The sequence below is a fragment of the Paenibacillus albicereus genome, from assembly GCF_012676905.1.
In the GTDB taxonomy this organism is placed as follows: Bacteria; Bacillota; Bacilli; order Paenibacillales; family Paenibacillaceae; genus Paenibacillus_O; species Paenibacillus_O albicereus.
On sequence record NZ_CP051428.1, the window covers coordinates 2,921,843 to 2,935,963 of the forward strand.

At 67.1% G+C, this 14,121-nt stretch carries 11 protein-coding genes; 2 read left to right on the plus strand and 9 right to left on the minus strand.

Going from position 1 to position 14,121, the window contains the following annotated elements; translation table 11 throughout:
- The first annotated feature begins 2 nt into the window (after positions 1 to 2).
- On the plus strand, positions 3 to 812 hold the full coding sequence (locus HGI30_RS12985; RefSeq protein ID WP_168907943.1) for an ABC transporter ATP-binding protein: 810 nt from the start codon (positions 3 to 5) through the stop codon (positions 810 to 812).
- Between the two features lie 174 nt (positions 813 to 986).
- Here HGI30_RS12985 and dapF read toward each other — a convergent pair whose 3' ends face one another.
- Both dapF and HGI30_RS12995 read right to left on the minus strand, forming a co-directional pair.
- Entirely contained in the window at positions 987 to 1,817 is an 831-nt protein-coding gene (gene dapF / locus HGI30_RS12990; RefSeq protein ID WP_168907944.1) for a diaminopimelate epimerase, read from the minus strand.
- Positions 1,818 to 2,008: 191 nt separating this feature from the next.
- Positions 2,009 to 4,807 carry a calcium-translocating P-type ATPase, SERCA-type gene (locus tag HGI30_RS12995; RefSeq protein ID WP_168907945.1) on the minus strand — a complete coding sequence of 933 codons (2,799 nt, stop codon included), beginning with the start codon at positions 4,805 to 4,807 and terminating at the stop codon, positions 2,009 to 2,011.
- Positions 4,808 to 5,045: 238 nt separating this feature from the next.
- Between HGI30_RS12995 and HGI30_RS13000 the strand changes: the two genes are divergently transcribed.
- The gene (locus tag HGI30_RS13000; RefSeq protein WP_168907946.1) at positions 5,046 to 6,821 is read left to right on the plus strand and encodes an Rqc2 family fibronectin-binding protein; all 1,776 of its coding nucleotides are present in this window, start codon (positions 5,046 to 5,048) and stop codon (positions 6,819 to 6,821) included.
- A gap of 102 nt (positions 6,822 to 6,923) precedes the next feature.
- Here HGI30_RS13000 and HGI30_RS13005 read toward each other — a convergent pair whose 3' ends face one another.
- The 7 genes from HGI30_RS13005 to HGI30_RS13035 all read right to left on the minus strand — a co-directional run bounded on the left by HGI30_RS13005 (position 6,924) and on the right by HGI30_RS13035 (position 14,071).
- Positions 6,924 to 7,772, minus strand: a complete 849-nt coding sequence (locus tag HGI30_RS13005) for a PHP domain-containing protein (RefSeq protein WP_168907947.1) — start codon at positions 7,770 to 7,772, stop codon at positions 6,924 to 6,926.
- Positions 7,763 to 8,674: a selenium metabolism-associated LysR family transcriptional regulator gene (locus HGI30_RS13010; RefSeq protein WP_168907948.1), complete on the minus strand. Its 912-nt coding sequence runs from the start codon at positions 8,672 to 8,674 to the stop codon at positions 7,763 to 7,765. Before HGI30_RS13010 ends, HGI30_RS13005 begins: the two co-directional genes overlap by 10 nt.
- A 163-nt stretch (positions 8,675 to 8,837) precedes the next feature.
- Complete coding sequence (locus tag HGI30_RS13015) at positions 8,838 to 9,275, minus strand: hypothetical protein (protein WP_168907949.1); 438 nt, start codon at positions 9,273 to 9,275, stop codon at positions 8,838 to 8,840.
- A 244-nt stretch (positions 9,276 to 9,519) separates the two neighbouring features.
- A complete protein-coding gene (locus HGI30_RS13020; RefSeq protein WP_168907950.1) occupies positions 9,520 to 9,786 on the minus strand; it encodes a YlbG family protein in 267 nt (88 codons plus the stop codon).
- Positions 9,787 to 9,827: 41 nt separating this feature from the next.
- Positions 9,828 to 10,289 (minus strand): YlbF/YmcA family competence regulator, encoded by a 462-nt coding sequence (locus HGI30_RS13025; RefSeq protein WP_168909874.1) that lies wholly within the window; start codon positions 10,287 to 10,289, stop codon positions 9,828 to 9,830.
- Positions 10,290 to 10,487: 198 nt separating this feature from the next.
- Positions 10,488 to 12,362 (minus strand): hypothetical protein, encoded by a 1,875-nt coding sequence (locus HGI30_RS13030; RefSeq protein WP_168907951.1) that lies wholly within the window; start codon positions 12,360 to 12,362, stop codon positions 10,488 to 10,490.
- Complete coding sequence (locus HGI30_RS13035; protein ID WP_168907952.1) at positions 12,359 to 14,071, minus strand: DNA repair helicase XPB; 1,713 nt, start codon at positions 14,069 to 14,071, stop codon at positions 12,359 to 12,361. Before HGI30_RS13035 ends, HGI30_RS13030 begins: the two co-directional genes overlap by 4 nt.
- Positions 14,072 to 14,121: the final 50 nt, after the last annotated feature.

The window sequence follows — 14,121 nt, forward strand, 5'->3', positions numbered from 1 at the left end:
ACATGCGGCTCGATGTGAACGACGTATCCGTAACGCTGGCCCGCGCCGACATCGTCAAGAGCGTGAGCCTCCGCGTCGAGGACGGCCGCTTCGTCGGCCTGATCGGACCGAACGGCTGCGGCAAGTCGACGCTGCTCAAGAGCATCTACAAAGTCGTGCGGCCGTCCGCAGGCGGCGTCATCCTCGACGGGACCGACGTCCTCCGCGCCTCGCCCAAGACTGTCGCCCGCATGATGGGCGTCGTCGGCCAGTTCAACGAGCTCAGCTTCGACTTTACCGTGCGCGAGATGGTCTTGATGGGCCGGACGCCTCACAAGAAGCTGCTGGACGCGGACAGCGCGGAGGACGAGCGCCTCGTGGAGGAGGCGCTGCTCACGGTCGGCATGCTGCCGATGGCCGGGCGCAGCTTCCTTTCCCTGTCCGGCGGCGAGAAGCAGCGGGTCGTGCTCGCCCGCGCCTTGGCCCAGCAGCCCCGCTTCCTCGTCCTGGACGAGCCGACCAACCATCTGGACATCAAGTACCAGCTGCAGATCCTCTCCCTCGTCAAGTCGCTCGGCATCGGCGTCCTGGCGGCGCTGCACGATCTGGAGCTGGCCGCGGCCTATTGCGACCACCTCTATCTCGTCAAGCAGGGCCGGATCTATGCCGAAGGGCCGCCGCGGAGCGTCCTTACCCGGGAGATCATCTCCGAGGTATTCGAGGTGGACTGCCAAATCTACGAAAACCCGGTCACCGGCGGTCTGGGCATCGCCTATCTGGAGTCCGGGCGCGTCGCGGCGTCGGAAGCCGCTGCAGCGCGGACCAGGAGCTGAGGCCCCGAAAATCCGGAAGCCGCCGCTTCGAAAAAATCCGGCGACCATTCCGGCCGAATAAGAAGAACCCCCTCCGTCTTCGCTGGCCAGCGAAGCATGGAGGGGGTTTTCGTGCCAGCGGGAAGCAGGGGCTGCAGCGCGCTTGCGGCCTGCCCGCTCGCCGGACCGGCGCTCTTACAGCTCGCCGCGGAACACTTCCGCCGCCGGACCGGTCATGTACACATGGTTGTCGCTCTCGTTCCACTCGATGCGCAGGTCGCCGCCCTTGAGGGAGATGACCGCCTCGCGGTCGGTCAGGCCGTTCAGCACGGAGGAGACGAGCGTGGCGCAGGCGCCGGTGCCGCAAGCGAGCGTCGGGCCCGCCCCGCGCTCCCAGACGCGCATGTCCGCCTGCCCGCGGCTGTTCACCGTGACGAACTCGACGTTCGTCTTGCGCGGGAACGTCGGATGCGTCTCTAGCTTGGGCCCCCACTCGGCGAGGTCGAACGAGGCCGCGTCGTCGACGTAGATGACCGCGTGCGGATTGCCCATCGAGACGGCGGTGAAGAGGAACTCGCGCCCGCCCGCCTCGATCGGATGGGAGACGACGCGCTCGGCGTCGATCGTTGTCGGCACCTGCAGGCCGCTCAGGATCGGCTCGCCCATGTCGACGCGCACGAGCTCCGCCTTGCCGTCCCGGGTCGTCAGCTCGACCTGCTGCACGCCGGCGCCGAGCGTCTCGATGGTGAGCGTCTCTTTGTCGGCATGGCCGTGGTCGTAGACGTACTTGGCGACGCAGCGGATCGCGTTGCCGCACTGCTCCGCCTCGGAGCCGTCCGAGTTGATGATGCGCATGCGGAAGTCCGCGCGCTCCGAGGGCAGGATGTAGACGAGGCCGTCGGCCCCGATGCCGAAGAAGCGGTTGCAGAGCTCCACCGCCAGCTTGTCCACGCCGGCCGGCAAGTCCCGCTCGCCGTAGACGACGATGAAGTCGTTTCCGAGTCCGTTCATTTTGGTGAATTGCATCTCTATGCACGCTCCTTGGATCGATGTTGGAAATGGCGGCTGTTCCGCTAATTGACGATTCATCTAGCATAGCTCATCCCGGTCCGCCGCGCTATTCCCAAATGCGTCGAAGATTTGCACTTTCAAGCAAAAAGCCGCTCCCCGAACGTCCGCAGGAGGCGGATATCCGGGAAGCGGCCTAACGCCTCTTCCTAACGGAGAGACGGCTGGCTGCCGCCGCTCGTATAGCTGATGCGCGACTTGGGCTTGCGCTTCTTGGACGAGCCGAGCACGCTGCCGATGCCCATGAGGAACGTCGGGATGCCGGCGGCGACGAGCGAGAGGCACCATTCGCGCGGCCCGATCGGCACCGTCTTGAAGATCGGCTGCAGGGCAGGCACGTACAGGACGGCCAGCATGAGGCCGAGCGACGAGAGCACCGCGAGCACGAGGTACTTGTTCTGCAGGAGGTTGCGGTGGAAGATCGAGCGCGAGCTGCGGCAGTCGAACACATGGATCAGCTGCGCCATGACGAGCGTGACGAACGCGACGGTCTGCGCCAGGGCGAGTCCGGCCGCGCCCTCTGGAGCGCTCCTCAGCGTGATCCAGAACGCGCCGAGCGTGCAGACGCCGATCAGGATGCCGCGGCTGACGATCTTCCACCCGAGCCGCCGCGCGAAGATGCTCTCTCTCGCCGGACGCGGCTTCTGCGTCATCAAGTCGTTCTCCGCCTGGTCGACGCCGAGCGCCATCGCCGGCAGGCCGTCGGTGACGAGGTTCACCCACAGAATCTGGATCGGCAGCAGCGGCAGCGGCAGGCCCGCCATCATCGCGAGGAACATCGTCAGGATCTCCCCGACGTTGGAGGCGAGCAGATAGCGGATGAACTTGCGGATGTTCTCATAGATGCTGCGTCCTTCCTCGATCGCCGACACGATGCTGGCGAAATTGTCGTCGCCGAGCACGAGCGAGGAGGCTTCCTTGGACACGTCGGTGCCCGAGATGCCCATCGCGATGCCGATGTCGGCCGCCTTGATCGCCGGGGCGTCGTTCACGCCGTCGCCGGTCATCGCCACGACATGCCCCTTGCGCTGCAGCGACTTGACGATGCGCAGCTTGTGCTCCGGCGAGACGCGGGCGTAGACGTAGATATTGTCCACGACGTGGTCGAGCTCCTCGTCCGACATCGCGGCGAGCTCGCGCCCGCTGACCGACAGGCCTCCGCGCGGCATGATGCCGAGCTGCGCGGCGATCGCCTCGGCCGTCAGCTGGTGGTCGCCGGTAATCATGACCGTCTTGATGCCGGCTCGGCGGCAGGTCGCGATCGCGGCCTGCACTTCCCGGCGCGGAGGATCGATCATGCCGGCGAGGCCGGCGAAGACGAGCTGGCACTCCGCCTCCTCCGCCGTCTCGCAGCTCTCGCGCGGCTTGAGCTCGCGGTAGGCGAGGCCGAGCACGCGCAGCGCGCCGTGCGCCATCGCTTCCTGCGCCTGCTGCACCTTCGTGCGGAGCGTGCCGGTGAACGGCACGACCTTGCCTTCCCACAGGATGTACGTGCAGCGCTCCAGCAGCAGGTCGGGCGCGCCCTTGACGCAGGCGATGCGGCCGCCCTGATGGCTGACGACGACGGACATGCGCTTGCGCTCCGAGTCGAACGGGAATTCCCGCTCGCGCTTGTACAGTCCTTCCAAGGAGGACGCGGTCAGGCCCATCTTGGCCGCCAGCACGACGAGCGCGCCTTCCGTCGGATCGCCCTTGAGCTGCCATGCCTCCTCCGGCTCCGGCGCGCTCGAGCGTACCGCCGATTCGGACGGCTGGGCCTGCCGCTGCAGCACGGCGTTGTTGCACAGCGCGGCGATCTGCAGCACCCGGCGCAGCGACGCGTCGTCCTTGGCCTCGACCGGCTTGCCGTCGTCGAAGCAGCCGCCTTGCGGAGCATAGCCCTCGCCGGTCACCTCGAGATCGCGGCTGCCGGTCCAGACCCGGGTCACGGTCATCTTGTTCTGCGTCAGCGTGCCGGTCTTGTCGGAGCAGATGACCGACGCGCAGCCGAGCGTCTCGACCGACGGCAGCTTGCGGACGATCGCCTTGCGCCGGATCATCCGCTGCACGCCGAGCGCGAGCGCGACGGTGACGATCGCGGGCAAGCCTTCGGGTATGGCCGCGACCGCGAGGCTGACGCCTGCGAGGAACATGCCATACGCCGGCTGGCCGTGCAGGATGCCCGCCACGACGACCATGACGGTCAGGCCGAGCGCGACGACGATGAGAATTTTGCCGAGCTGCTCGAGCCGGCGCTGCAGCGGCGTCTCCATTTCCTCCGTCTGCTGGATGAGATCGGCGATCTTGCCCATCTCCGTGTTCATGCCGGTGCGAACGACGATGCCGCGGGCGGTGCCGCCGGTGAGCATCGTGCCCAGAAAGCCCATGTTGCGCCGGTCGCCGAGCGGCAGATCGTCCTCGTCGATCGGCTGCGCGTGCTTGGAGACGGGCACGGATTCGCCGGTCAGCGCGGATTCCTCCGCCTGGCAGCTGTTCGCGCTCAGGAAACGCAGGTCGGCCGGCACCCGGTCGCCGCTCTGCAGCAGCACGATGTCCCCCGGCACGAGCTCGCTCGCCGGCACCGACACGATGCTGCCGCCTCTCAGCGCGTGCGCCGTCGGGGCCGACAGCTCCTTGAGCGCCCGCAGCGAGCGCTCCGCGCGGAACTCCTGGACGAAGCCCAGCACGGCATTGATGACGATGATCGCCAGAATCGTGATCGCGTCGAGGTACTCGCCGAGCAGGCCGGAGATCAGCGTCGCGCCGATCAGCACGAGCACCATGAAGTCCTTGAACTGATTCAGGAACAGCTTCGCCGGCGACAGCTTCTCGCCCTCCGACAGCTCGTTTCGTCCGTGCTCCGCGAGCCGCTTGGCCGCCTCTTCCGGAGCCAGTCCGCTGTCCGGCGAGCAGCCGAGCCGGGCCAGCAGCTCTTCTTCCGACAGCCGATGCCAATTCGCATTTTCCATTCGACTCTTCTCCCTCCCGCTGCCCGCACTCATGCTGCCCCCAGCATCCGCAAGGCTCTAGGACACTATATGAGGACAATCTCCGAATTATCCCTTGTCCTGCGAGCCGGCCAGGCCGCCGGATGCCATGCGCCGCGCGGTGTGGTACACTGAAGGACGCATCGATCCATCCATCCGGGCGCGCCCGGAGCTTGCACTTCGCCCGGAGCAGCGCCCATTCGCACAAAGGAGACCCCACATGGCCCTAGACGGATTCGTCCTGCGCGCCGCCGCGCACGAGCTGCAGCAGCTCGTCGGCAGCCGCATCCATAAGATCCATCAGCCCTCTTCCCATGATCTCGTGCTGCAGACCCGCGGCGCCGGCGGCGGCAAGCGGCTGCTGCTGTCCGCCAACCCGACCTATCCGCGCGTCCATGTGACGGAGCGGAGCTACCAGAACCCGATGGAGCCGCCGATGTTCTGCATGCTGCTCCGCAAATACTGCGAAGGCGGCCAGATCGAATCGATCCGCCAGATCGGCATGGAGCGCGTCCTGCACATCGAGATCCGCCAGCGCGACGAGCTCGGTGACCTGTCGCTGAAGACGATCATCGTCGAGCTGATGGGCCGACACAGCAACATCATCCTGACCGACTCCGCCACCGGCACGATCCACGACGGCATCCACCATGTGACGCCGGCGATCAGCGCCTACCGCATCGTCATGCCCGGCTCGCGCTACGTCGCCCCGCCCGAGCAGGGCAAGCAGGATCCGCTCGGCATCGATTCGCGGGAGCGGTTCGAGGCCGCGCTGGAAGCGGCCGATGCCCGCTCCGACGAACAAGCCGAGGCGCCGCGTCCCGCGCTCGCGCCGGACAAGCGGCTCGTCGCCGCCTTCAGCGGCTTCAGCCCGCTGCTCGCCCGCGAGCTCGCCTTCCGCGCTTCCAAGGCGTCCGGCGCGGACCCGGGCGAGGCGCTGTGGACCGAATTCGACCGGTTCCTGAACGCCGCGCGGGATCATGACGACGAGCCGAACATCGCCGAGCAGCCGGACGGCAAGGCCTTCTTCTCGATCACCCCGCTCTCCCATATCCCGGGCGAGCGGCGGCGGTTCGCCGGCATCAGCGAGTGCCTGGAGGCGTACTACGGCGACAAGGCCGGACGCGACGCCGTCAAGCAGCGCGTCTCCGACATGCTGCAGTTCCTGAACAACGAGCGGGCGAAAAACGTCAAGAAGCTCGAAAAGCAGGCAGCGACATTGGAGGAGGCCAAGGATGCGGACAAGCACCGCAAGCTCGGCGAGCTGCTTACGACGTACATGCACTCGTTCCAGAAAGGAGACCGATCGGTCTCCGTCGTGGACTACTATGACGAGAACGGCGCCGAGGTCGTCATCGAGCTCGACCCGCAGCTGAGCCCGTCGGACAACGCGCAGCGGTACTTCCGCCGCTACGCCAAGGCCCGCAACAGCACCGGCGCGGTGCTCGGGCAGATGGAGCTCGCCCGCGAGGAGATCCGCTACCTCGACTCGCTGCTGCAGCAGCTCGGCTCCGCCTCCCTGCAGGACGTCGAGGAGATCCGCGACGAGCTCGTGGCCGGAGGCTACCTGCGCGCCAGAGAGAAGCGCGGCGCCAAGCGCAAGAAGGCCGCACGCCCGTCGCTGCTTTGCTACACCTCCTCCGAGGGGCTGCCGATCTACGTCGGCAAGAACAATACGCAGAACGAGTACCTCACCAACAAGCTGGCCGCGTCCGGCGACACCTGGCTGCATACGAAGGACATACCGGGCTCCCACGTCGTCATCCGCGCGGCCGAATTCGGCGATTCGACGCTGGAGGAAGCCGCGATGCTGGCCGCCCACTACAGCCAGGCCCAGGGCTCGAGCCTGATTCCGGTCGATTACACGCTGATCCGCCACGTGCACAAGCCGAGCGGCGCCAAGCCCGGATTCGTCATCTACGACCGGCAAAAAACGCTGTTCATCACGCCCGACGAGGAGCGCATAAAGGCGCTTCCGTCGACGATCCGCGCCTGAGAGCGCAGCAAAAAGGGGCAGTCCCCTGGTCCGTGAATGGACCTGGGGGCTGCCCCTTTGCGATGCGACGGCTCCTGCCGACCGAGGCCGAGCGCGTGCGGCTCACCTCTGAGCCGCCAGCCGCTCCAAAAGCGGAGCGGCATCGGCTGTCCTCGCTCCGATCTCGCTATGCCGGAGCTCCTCTCCGCGCCGTCCGTGGTAGTCGGAGCCGCCCGTCTGGATGAGGCCGAAGCGCGCCGCGATCGCCGCGTAGCGCTGCTCCTGCCGCTCGTCGTGGCTCGGATGGCTCGTCTCGATGCCGGCCAGACGTCCGCCCCCCGCCAGCCGCTTCACGATATCGTCCCGGCCGTACAAGCCCGGGTGGGCGAGCACGGGCACCCCGCCGGCCTCGAGGATCCACTCGATCGCCTCTTCCGGAGCGATGCGCGGCAGCGCCGCATAGCCGGGAGCGCCTTCTCCGAGATAGCGGTCGAACGCGTCTCGGATGCTTGCCGCCGCTCCTTTGGCGACGAGCACGGAGGCCAGATGCGGCCGGCCGAGGCTGGCCGGAGCCGCTCCGGCCGCCCTCGCCGCCTCCACGGCCTCCTCGAGCGTCATGTCGATGCCGAGCGCCTGCAGCTGCTCGACCATCCGCTCGTTGCGCCGCGTGCGCGCGCTGCCCTGCCGCAGCAGGCGCTCGCGCCAAAGCGGGTCGCCGGCGTCCATCCCGTAGCCGAGCACGTGGATGTCGATGCCGTCCTCCGACGCGCTCAGCTCGATGCCGGGCAGGACCAGCAGGCCGAGCCGCTTTCCTTCGCGGACTGCCTCCTCCACCCCGGCCATTGTGTCATGGTCGGTGATCGCCACTGCCGCAAGCCCGGCTTCTGCCGTCAGGCGCGCGACGGCCGCCGGCGAGTCGACCCCGTCGGACGCGGTCGTATGCGCATGCAGGTCCGCTCGGGTCACAGCCACTGGCTCAGATCCCTTCCCCGCAAAAAATTCAGCAGCGAGACGGCCGGCAGCGGCAGCACCGCCGACTTGAGGTAGATGGAATAGAATTTCCGGCTGAAGTCCGCGTCGACGATGCGGACCGTCTCGAGCAGGCCGAGCGAAAGCTCGTGCTTGACCGACGAAGCCGAGACGAACGACATGCCGATGCCGGCTTCGACCGCCGACTTGACCGCGCCCGTGCTGCCGAGCTCCATGACGATGCGCAGATCCTGCGGACGGATCGCCTGCAGCGCCATCTGATCCTCCATCACCTGGCGGGTGCCGGAGCCTTCCTCGCGCAGCACCATCGGGTACGCGATCGCCTCGGCGAGCTTCACCTCGCCTCTGCCGGCCAGCGGATGGCGACGGCCGACGATGAGCTGCAGCTCGTCGCTCAGGACCGGCTCCGTATGGAGATCGGGGTGCGCGACGGGTGCTTCGATCAAGCCGAAGTCGAGCTGATGGTTCTGGATGTGGTCCATGATCTGCGTCGTGTTCATCACTTTCATCCGGATGGAGATGTCGGGGTGCTCCTTGTTGAACGGGCCGAGCAGCCGCGGCAGGATGTAGTCGCCGATCGTCAGGCTGGCGCCGAGCTGCAGACGGCCCTTGAGGCCGCTGGCATAACGGGCCATCGCGGCCTCGGCCTCGCGGATGAGGTCCATGCTCCGCCGGGCATGCGGCATGAGCACGCTGCCGGCGTCGGTCAGCTCGATCCGCTTCGTGCTGCGGATCAGCAGCTTCGTCCCGAGCAGCTCCTCGAGCGACTGCACCTGCATCGTCACCGCAGGCTGCGTCATGTGCAGCGCTTGCGCCGCCGCCGAGAAGCTGCCTTTTTCGGCAACGGTATGGAAGATATGCAGCTGATGAAAGTTAAGCGCCACGGATTTCGCCTCCTTATGCGGTATTATACCTTAAACCGCGCCTTGCGGCATTTTCGCAGAAAAAAGGAGGGTGCAACAAAAACAAGCCTTCTCATCGGGGGCTGAAAGGCTTGAATTCATCCAAATAAAGCCATATTCGGCATATTATCATCCCAAATTCCGTTTATCTGCGTTTTCGGCTGTTTTTAATCAGCGTCATTCGACGGGAATGCCTAAGCCAGGAATAATAGGACTTCAAGTCCCTCAGTTCGATCGTTTCCGACATTCGGCCCAAGAACGTGACAACAATCATCTTGTGCAAAGGCGCTCCCGCGAGGTCGAAATCCTTTTCGGAATCGGTGAACTCCGCGACGAAGACCAGATCGTCGTCGATGAGGTACACGTCCTCCTCCTTGCGGTAGTACGGCTCGATCCTTCCTTGCTTGAGACACTGCCAGATGAAGTCCGCGATATCTTCATAGCCGGTCTTCTGGCTCTCCACCCGGTCCGTCCAACGGTCGCGGGCATGGTTGGTGATGATAATATCCGCCACGCGCTTGTCTCCAAGCTGCACGTGGAACGTCTCGTAGGTGCTCCATCTCTCCGTTACTCGATCCTTCACCTTGTCCACTCCTTCTGAGGAAGCAGGCCTTTATATCTATATATAGTTTAGGCTTATTCTACCATGACTAATTTCGTTTTCAAATCGAAAATAAGTTCCTCCCCATTATTGGCACATTTTGGATTATCATGCAAGCGAAGCCGTCCTTCCCAAGACGATCAAGAGCGCAAAAAAGCCTTCGCTCCCGCTCGGGGAGAGAAGGCTTGCACGCGCGATGCGATCGTCCGCGCCGGAGGAGGAGGGCCTACATGCTGTAAAACCGCGTTTTGTCCTCCGATTCCTTGGGGTATTCCGTCTTGAGCTCGCTGCGCAGCGACCGCTCGATCTTCTTCACGTAAGGAAGACGCTGCAGATTGCGAAGCGTCTCCTCCTCGCGGTCCGCGTCCACATAGACGACCGCATAGTGGAGCCGGCGGGAGATGAAGTGGACGTTGCCGTACTTCTCCAGGCTGCGGGCGGCCTTGACGTCGCTCACCCAGACGATATGTCCCTTTCTCTGATCCGAAAGCATGCTTGGATTCACCGCCCTAGTAAAGTATGGACCCTGCGAATTCAGCCGCAGCCGCCGCTTCCGCAGCTGCATGAGCCGCCGCTCCCGCAGCCGCCTGTCGGCAGCGGATTGTTGCTCGGCACCTTGATCGTGTTGGACACCGACTCCGCGATGAGCAGCGACACGTCATAGAGCAGCGCGTCCAGCTCCGCCTCCGTCTGCTTGTAGCGGCGGATGCTCTCCACCTCGGCCATCTCGTTCTCGACTTTCTTGATGGCGTCCTTGGCGGCGTGGTAATCCGGATGGAAGCGTCCGAAGCGCTGGCATTCGTCAAACAGCTCCTTGGCCTTGGCGAATTCGCGCCTCAGCCGAAGCGCCTCCGGATCCTGTTCCACGCAGTCCTTCCAATATAGGTAATCGGCGACGAGCGCCGACTGATTGATCGAATCGCCGAGCTCGTAGGCGCGCAGCACGAGCGGCGCCATGTCCAGCGGGGCAGGCTCCGCGAGGGAAAGATCCTGCATCATCCGCAATCACTCCTTTCCGCAGCTGCAGCCGCTTATCGACTATAATAGCACAACCGCACGCACAACGGATACTGTCCGCCGGCTGACTTCCCGCCGACTCGGCCCCCGTCAAGCGGACTCGCCGGGAGCCGGCCGGCAGGACGGACCGGGGACAGACCTGCACCCTAAGCTCCGTAGGGCGGAGCGTGGCCAAGCTCATCGCGGCAGCAACAGGCGGAGCGCGGCCTTGCTCGAGGAATCCAGCTTGCCGGGTCCGGACGGCACGCCTCCGCTGTCGCGGTACCGGCCGTCCGCGGTCCAGCCCCCGCCCGGCTCGCGATCGATCCGCTGCGGCACGAAGACGTGCCGGCCTTCGGCAGTCGACAGCTCGACAGGCAGTCCGATCCGCAGCGCACTCTCGAGCAGCTGCTGAGCGGTCGAAGCGCGATAGCGGCGCGGCTGCCCGCACCAAGCAGACGGAATTCCCGGTCGCGACCGCTCCAGCTCGGCCCTCCCTCGCCGCGATGGCTCCGCCGCCGGCAGCGCCTCATGCCCGAACGGATCCGCCGCCTGGGCGAAAGCCTCGCGCAGCCGGCCGCGCGCTGCCGCCGCGCCGGCGGGCGGGGCCGACGGCTCCGGCAGCAGGCTCATGCAGCCCGACCAGAACTCGTCGGCCGTCGCGACGGGCGCGGACGGCCGTACGCTCTCGGAACTCGGTGCGGCGTCCGTTTCGCCGCGCTCCGTCCATTCCCGGATCGCGGCGAGCGTCTCCGACGGCAGCGGACAGCCGCAAGCATGCTCCAGCAGGCGCGTCAAGCAGCCTCCGTCCCGGCCATGGCCGAGCCGCGCCAGCGACCGGCGGGTCAACCGGTACGGGGTGAGCTCGCGCAGCTCTCCCCGCTCGGCGATCAGCTCCAGCAGCCATATAGCGCGGTAATCCGACCAGCTGGCCGCCCAAAGCTCGCCTCCCGGCTGAGCCAGCAGCGGCTCGGCTTCGGCTTCGGCTTCCTCCTGCGCCTCCGCGCGGCAAGCGAGCTGCAGCCGCAGGATTGGCTCGCCATCCGGCGTCTCGGCGAGCTCCGCCCAGCCGCAGCATCGCAGCAGGTCGAGCCACTCGCGCACGCAATGCCGCGCCGTGTCCGGCTCGCAGCGGACGTCCGCGATCCGATCCAGATCGCGGACGAGATACCAACGGTCCGGCAGCAGCCCCGCCGTCGCGGAGGCAGCCGCGGCCTCGCCGGGCCCTTGCCGCATCGCCCGGCAGGTGAGCGCTCGCAGCAGCGAGCGCTCTCGCGGCAGCAGCGGCCGCTCGAGCCACTCGCGCAGGCGCCCGCCGTCCAGCCGCCAGCCGCCGCCGCCCTCCGAGAGCCAGCCGTGCTCCGCCATCAGGTCGAGCGCCAAGGCGAGCGGCGGCTCGTAGTCGAGCGTCCAGGCCGGCGGCAGCCGCAGCAGCCTGAGGCCCGGCTCCGGCAGCCGCAGCTCTTCGCCGGCTTCCCGGCAAAGATTGCGGTGCAGCCGGCCCTTAGCCGTAACGGCAAGCCCTTCGCGCGCCAGACGGGCCGCCGCTCCGAGCAGCGCCCGCGACAGCAGCCCGGTGCTGCCGCCGCCGGGCAGCTCCCGTACGGCGCAGCCTTCGGGCAGCGGCTCCGCCTGCGCGGGCGCTGCCTTTTCCAGCCAGCCTAAGGCGTCGGCCTCCGGCACATGCACGGCCCGCTCGCCCCAGAAACGGGCGCGCACCTGCACGGCTCCGCATCGCGCGAGCTCCTCCAGCGCCTGCTCCGCCTCGAGGCTGGACCAGGCGTAAGCGGCGCAGGCGGCTTCGAGCAGCCTTCCTTCCTCCGCTCCCGCGAGTCCGTAGCGGCAGAGCAGCAGCCGCAGCAGCTCGACAGCGGGACGGCTCGGCTCCGTCCCGGCCAAGCCGGCGGCGCCGTCCCGCAAAGACGCCGGCTTCCTTGCCGCGGTCTCCGCTCCGCCCCGCCCCCCCGAAGCGGCGGACGGCAATGCGTTCTTGTCCGAGCCGGCGGCGACGGGGCCTGTCCGGCCCGCAGACGCAGCCGGACGGCTCCTTTCCCATGGCTTGCTTCCGCTCATGCTCCAGCCCCCTTCCCCTTCCCCTTCCCCTTCTCCGGAAAGTCCGGTTCGAGCGTCTCGTACGCGTAGCCCTGCTCGACCATGAACAGCTGCCGCTTCAGCGCGAACTCCGTCTCCCTCGTCCCCGCGCTGACGACGGTATAAAACAGAGAGGCCGTTCCGTCCGCCTTCGGACGAAGCAAGCGGCCGATGCGCTGAGCTTCCTCCTGACGGGAGCCGAACATGCCCGACACCTGCACCGCGAGCGACGCATCCGGCAGGTCGACCGCGAAGTTGGCGACGCGGGAGACGACGAGGCGCCGCAGCTCGCCGGCATTGAAGCGGCGGAACAGCTCTTCCCGATCCGGCCCCGGCGTGCTGCCGCACAGCACCGGAGCCTCCAGCGCCTCGCCGAGGGCGCGCAGCTGGTCCAGATGCTGGCCGATGATGAGCGCGGGACGGTCCGGATGCTCGCCGAGCACGCGGCTCACCGCCTCCAGCTTCGCCGGATTCGAGCTCGCCAGGCGAAGCTTCGTTTTTGGATCCGCGCTCGCATACTGGTCCGTGATCGAGCCGCATAGAGGCACCCGCAGCTCGCGGCAGCGCACGCCGGCGATCCAGCCCTGGCGCTCGAGCGTCCGCCACGGCAGCTCGTACAGCTTCGGTCCGATGAGCGAGAACACGTCCTCCGCCCGGCCGTCCTCGCGCACGAGCGTCGCCGTCAGGCCAAGCCGACGCGTCGCCTGCAGCTCCGCCGTGAGGCGAAAGACGGGCGCCGGCAGCAGATGCACCTCATCGTAAATGATGAGGCCCCAGTCGCGGCTGCCGAACAGATCGAAATGGCCGCCGTCCGTCCGGTTTGCCGATGATCCTTTGCCGTGGGCGACGATCTGGTAGGAGGCGACGGTGACCGGCCGAATCTGCTTCATATCGCCGGTGTATTCACCGATGTCGCTCTCCCGCAGCGTCGTTTTCTCCAGCAGCTCCCGCTTCCATTGCCGCACCGAGGTCGAGCCCGACGTCAGCACGAGCGTCGCGCGGCCGAGGCGGGCGAGCGCCGCCGCTCCGACGACGGTTTTGCCCGCGCCGCACGGCAGCACGACGACGCCGCTGCCGCCTGCCGCGTCCTCGCGGCAAAAGCGGTCCACCGCCTCCGCCTGATAGTCCCGCAGCTCGAACGCCCGGCCTCCCGCCAGCTCGCCGCGCAGCCGGATATCGAGCGACTCGCCTTCCTTGTAGCCCGCCCGGTCCTTGACCGGCAAGCCGAGCCTCGTCAGCTCGCGCTTCAGCTCCCCCCGCCGATCGGCGGGCAGCTCCCAGCCGCCCTCGGACGGCCGGGCTCCGAGCGATTCGAGCAGCGGCTTCGGAAGCTCCTCCAACCGCCTCGGCTCGCCGGCAAGCAGCAGGCCGCCCGACCGGCCGAGCCGCAGCTCGAGCCCGCCGCACCGCTCGACCCATTGGCGGATCTGCTCCGACAGCCCGGCCGGCACGGGATAGCGGGCATGACGGCGGAGCGCTTCCAGCATCTCCTCCGCCGTCATGCCCTGCGAAGCCGCATTCCAGACGGTCAGCGGTCCGATCCGGTAGTGATGGAGCGTGCCCGGCCGCTTCGCCAGCTCGGCGAACCGTCCGAGCGCTTCCCTCGCCTCCTCCGCCGCCGGATGCGACTCGTCCAGCAGCACCGTGCCGTCCGCCTGCACGATCAGCGGGCCGCTGCTTCGTTTCAGCATGCGATGGCCCCTTCCTCCACAAATGGATTTTTTGACAGTATGGGGCAGCA

What these genes read in the sequence shown, in the direction of transcription:
- HGI30_RS12985 (WP_168907943.1), top strand. Translation starts at nt 3, where the DNA reads ATGCGGCTCGATGTGAACGACGTATCCGTAACGCTGGCCCGCGCCGAC.
- dapF (WP_168907944.1), bottom strand. Translation starts at nt 1,817, where the DNA reads ATGCAATTCACCAAAATGAACGGACTCGGAAACGACTTCATCGTCGTC.
- HGI30_RS12995 (WP_168907945.1), bottom strand. Translation starts at nt 4,807, where the DNA reads ATGGAAAATGCGAATTGGCATCGGCTGTCGGAAGAAGAGCTGCTGGCC.
- HGI30_RS13000 (WP_168907946.1), top strand. Translation starts at nt 5,046, where the DNA reads ATGGCCCTAGACGGATTCGTCCTGCGCGCCGCCGCGCACGAGCTGCAG.
- HGI30_RS13020 (WP_168907950.1), bottom strand. Translation starts at nt 9,786, where the DNA reads ATGCTTTCGGATCAGAGAAAGGGACATATCGTCTGGGTGAGCGACGTC.
- HGI30_RS13025 (WP_168909874.1), bottom strand. Translation starts at nt 10,289, where the DNA reads ATGCAGGATCTTTCCCTCGCGGAGCCTGCCCCGCTGGACATGGCGCCG.
- HGI30_RS13030 (WP_168907951.1), bottom strand. Translation starts at nt 12,362, where the DNA reads ATGAGCGGAAGCAAGCCATGGGAAAGGAGCCGTCCGGCTGCGTCTGCG.
- HGI30_RS13035 (WP_168907952.1), bottom strand. Translation starts at nt 14,071, where the DNA reads ATGCTGAAACGAAGCAGCGGCCCGCTGATCGTGCAGGCGGACGGCACG.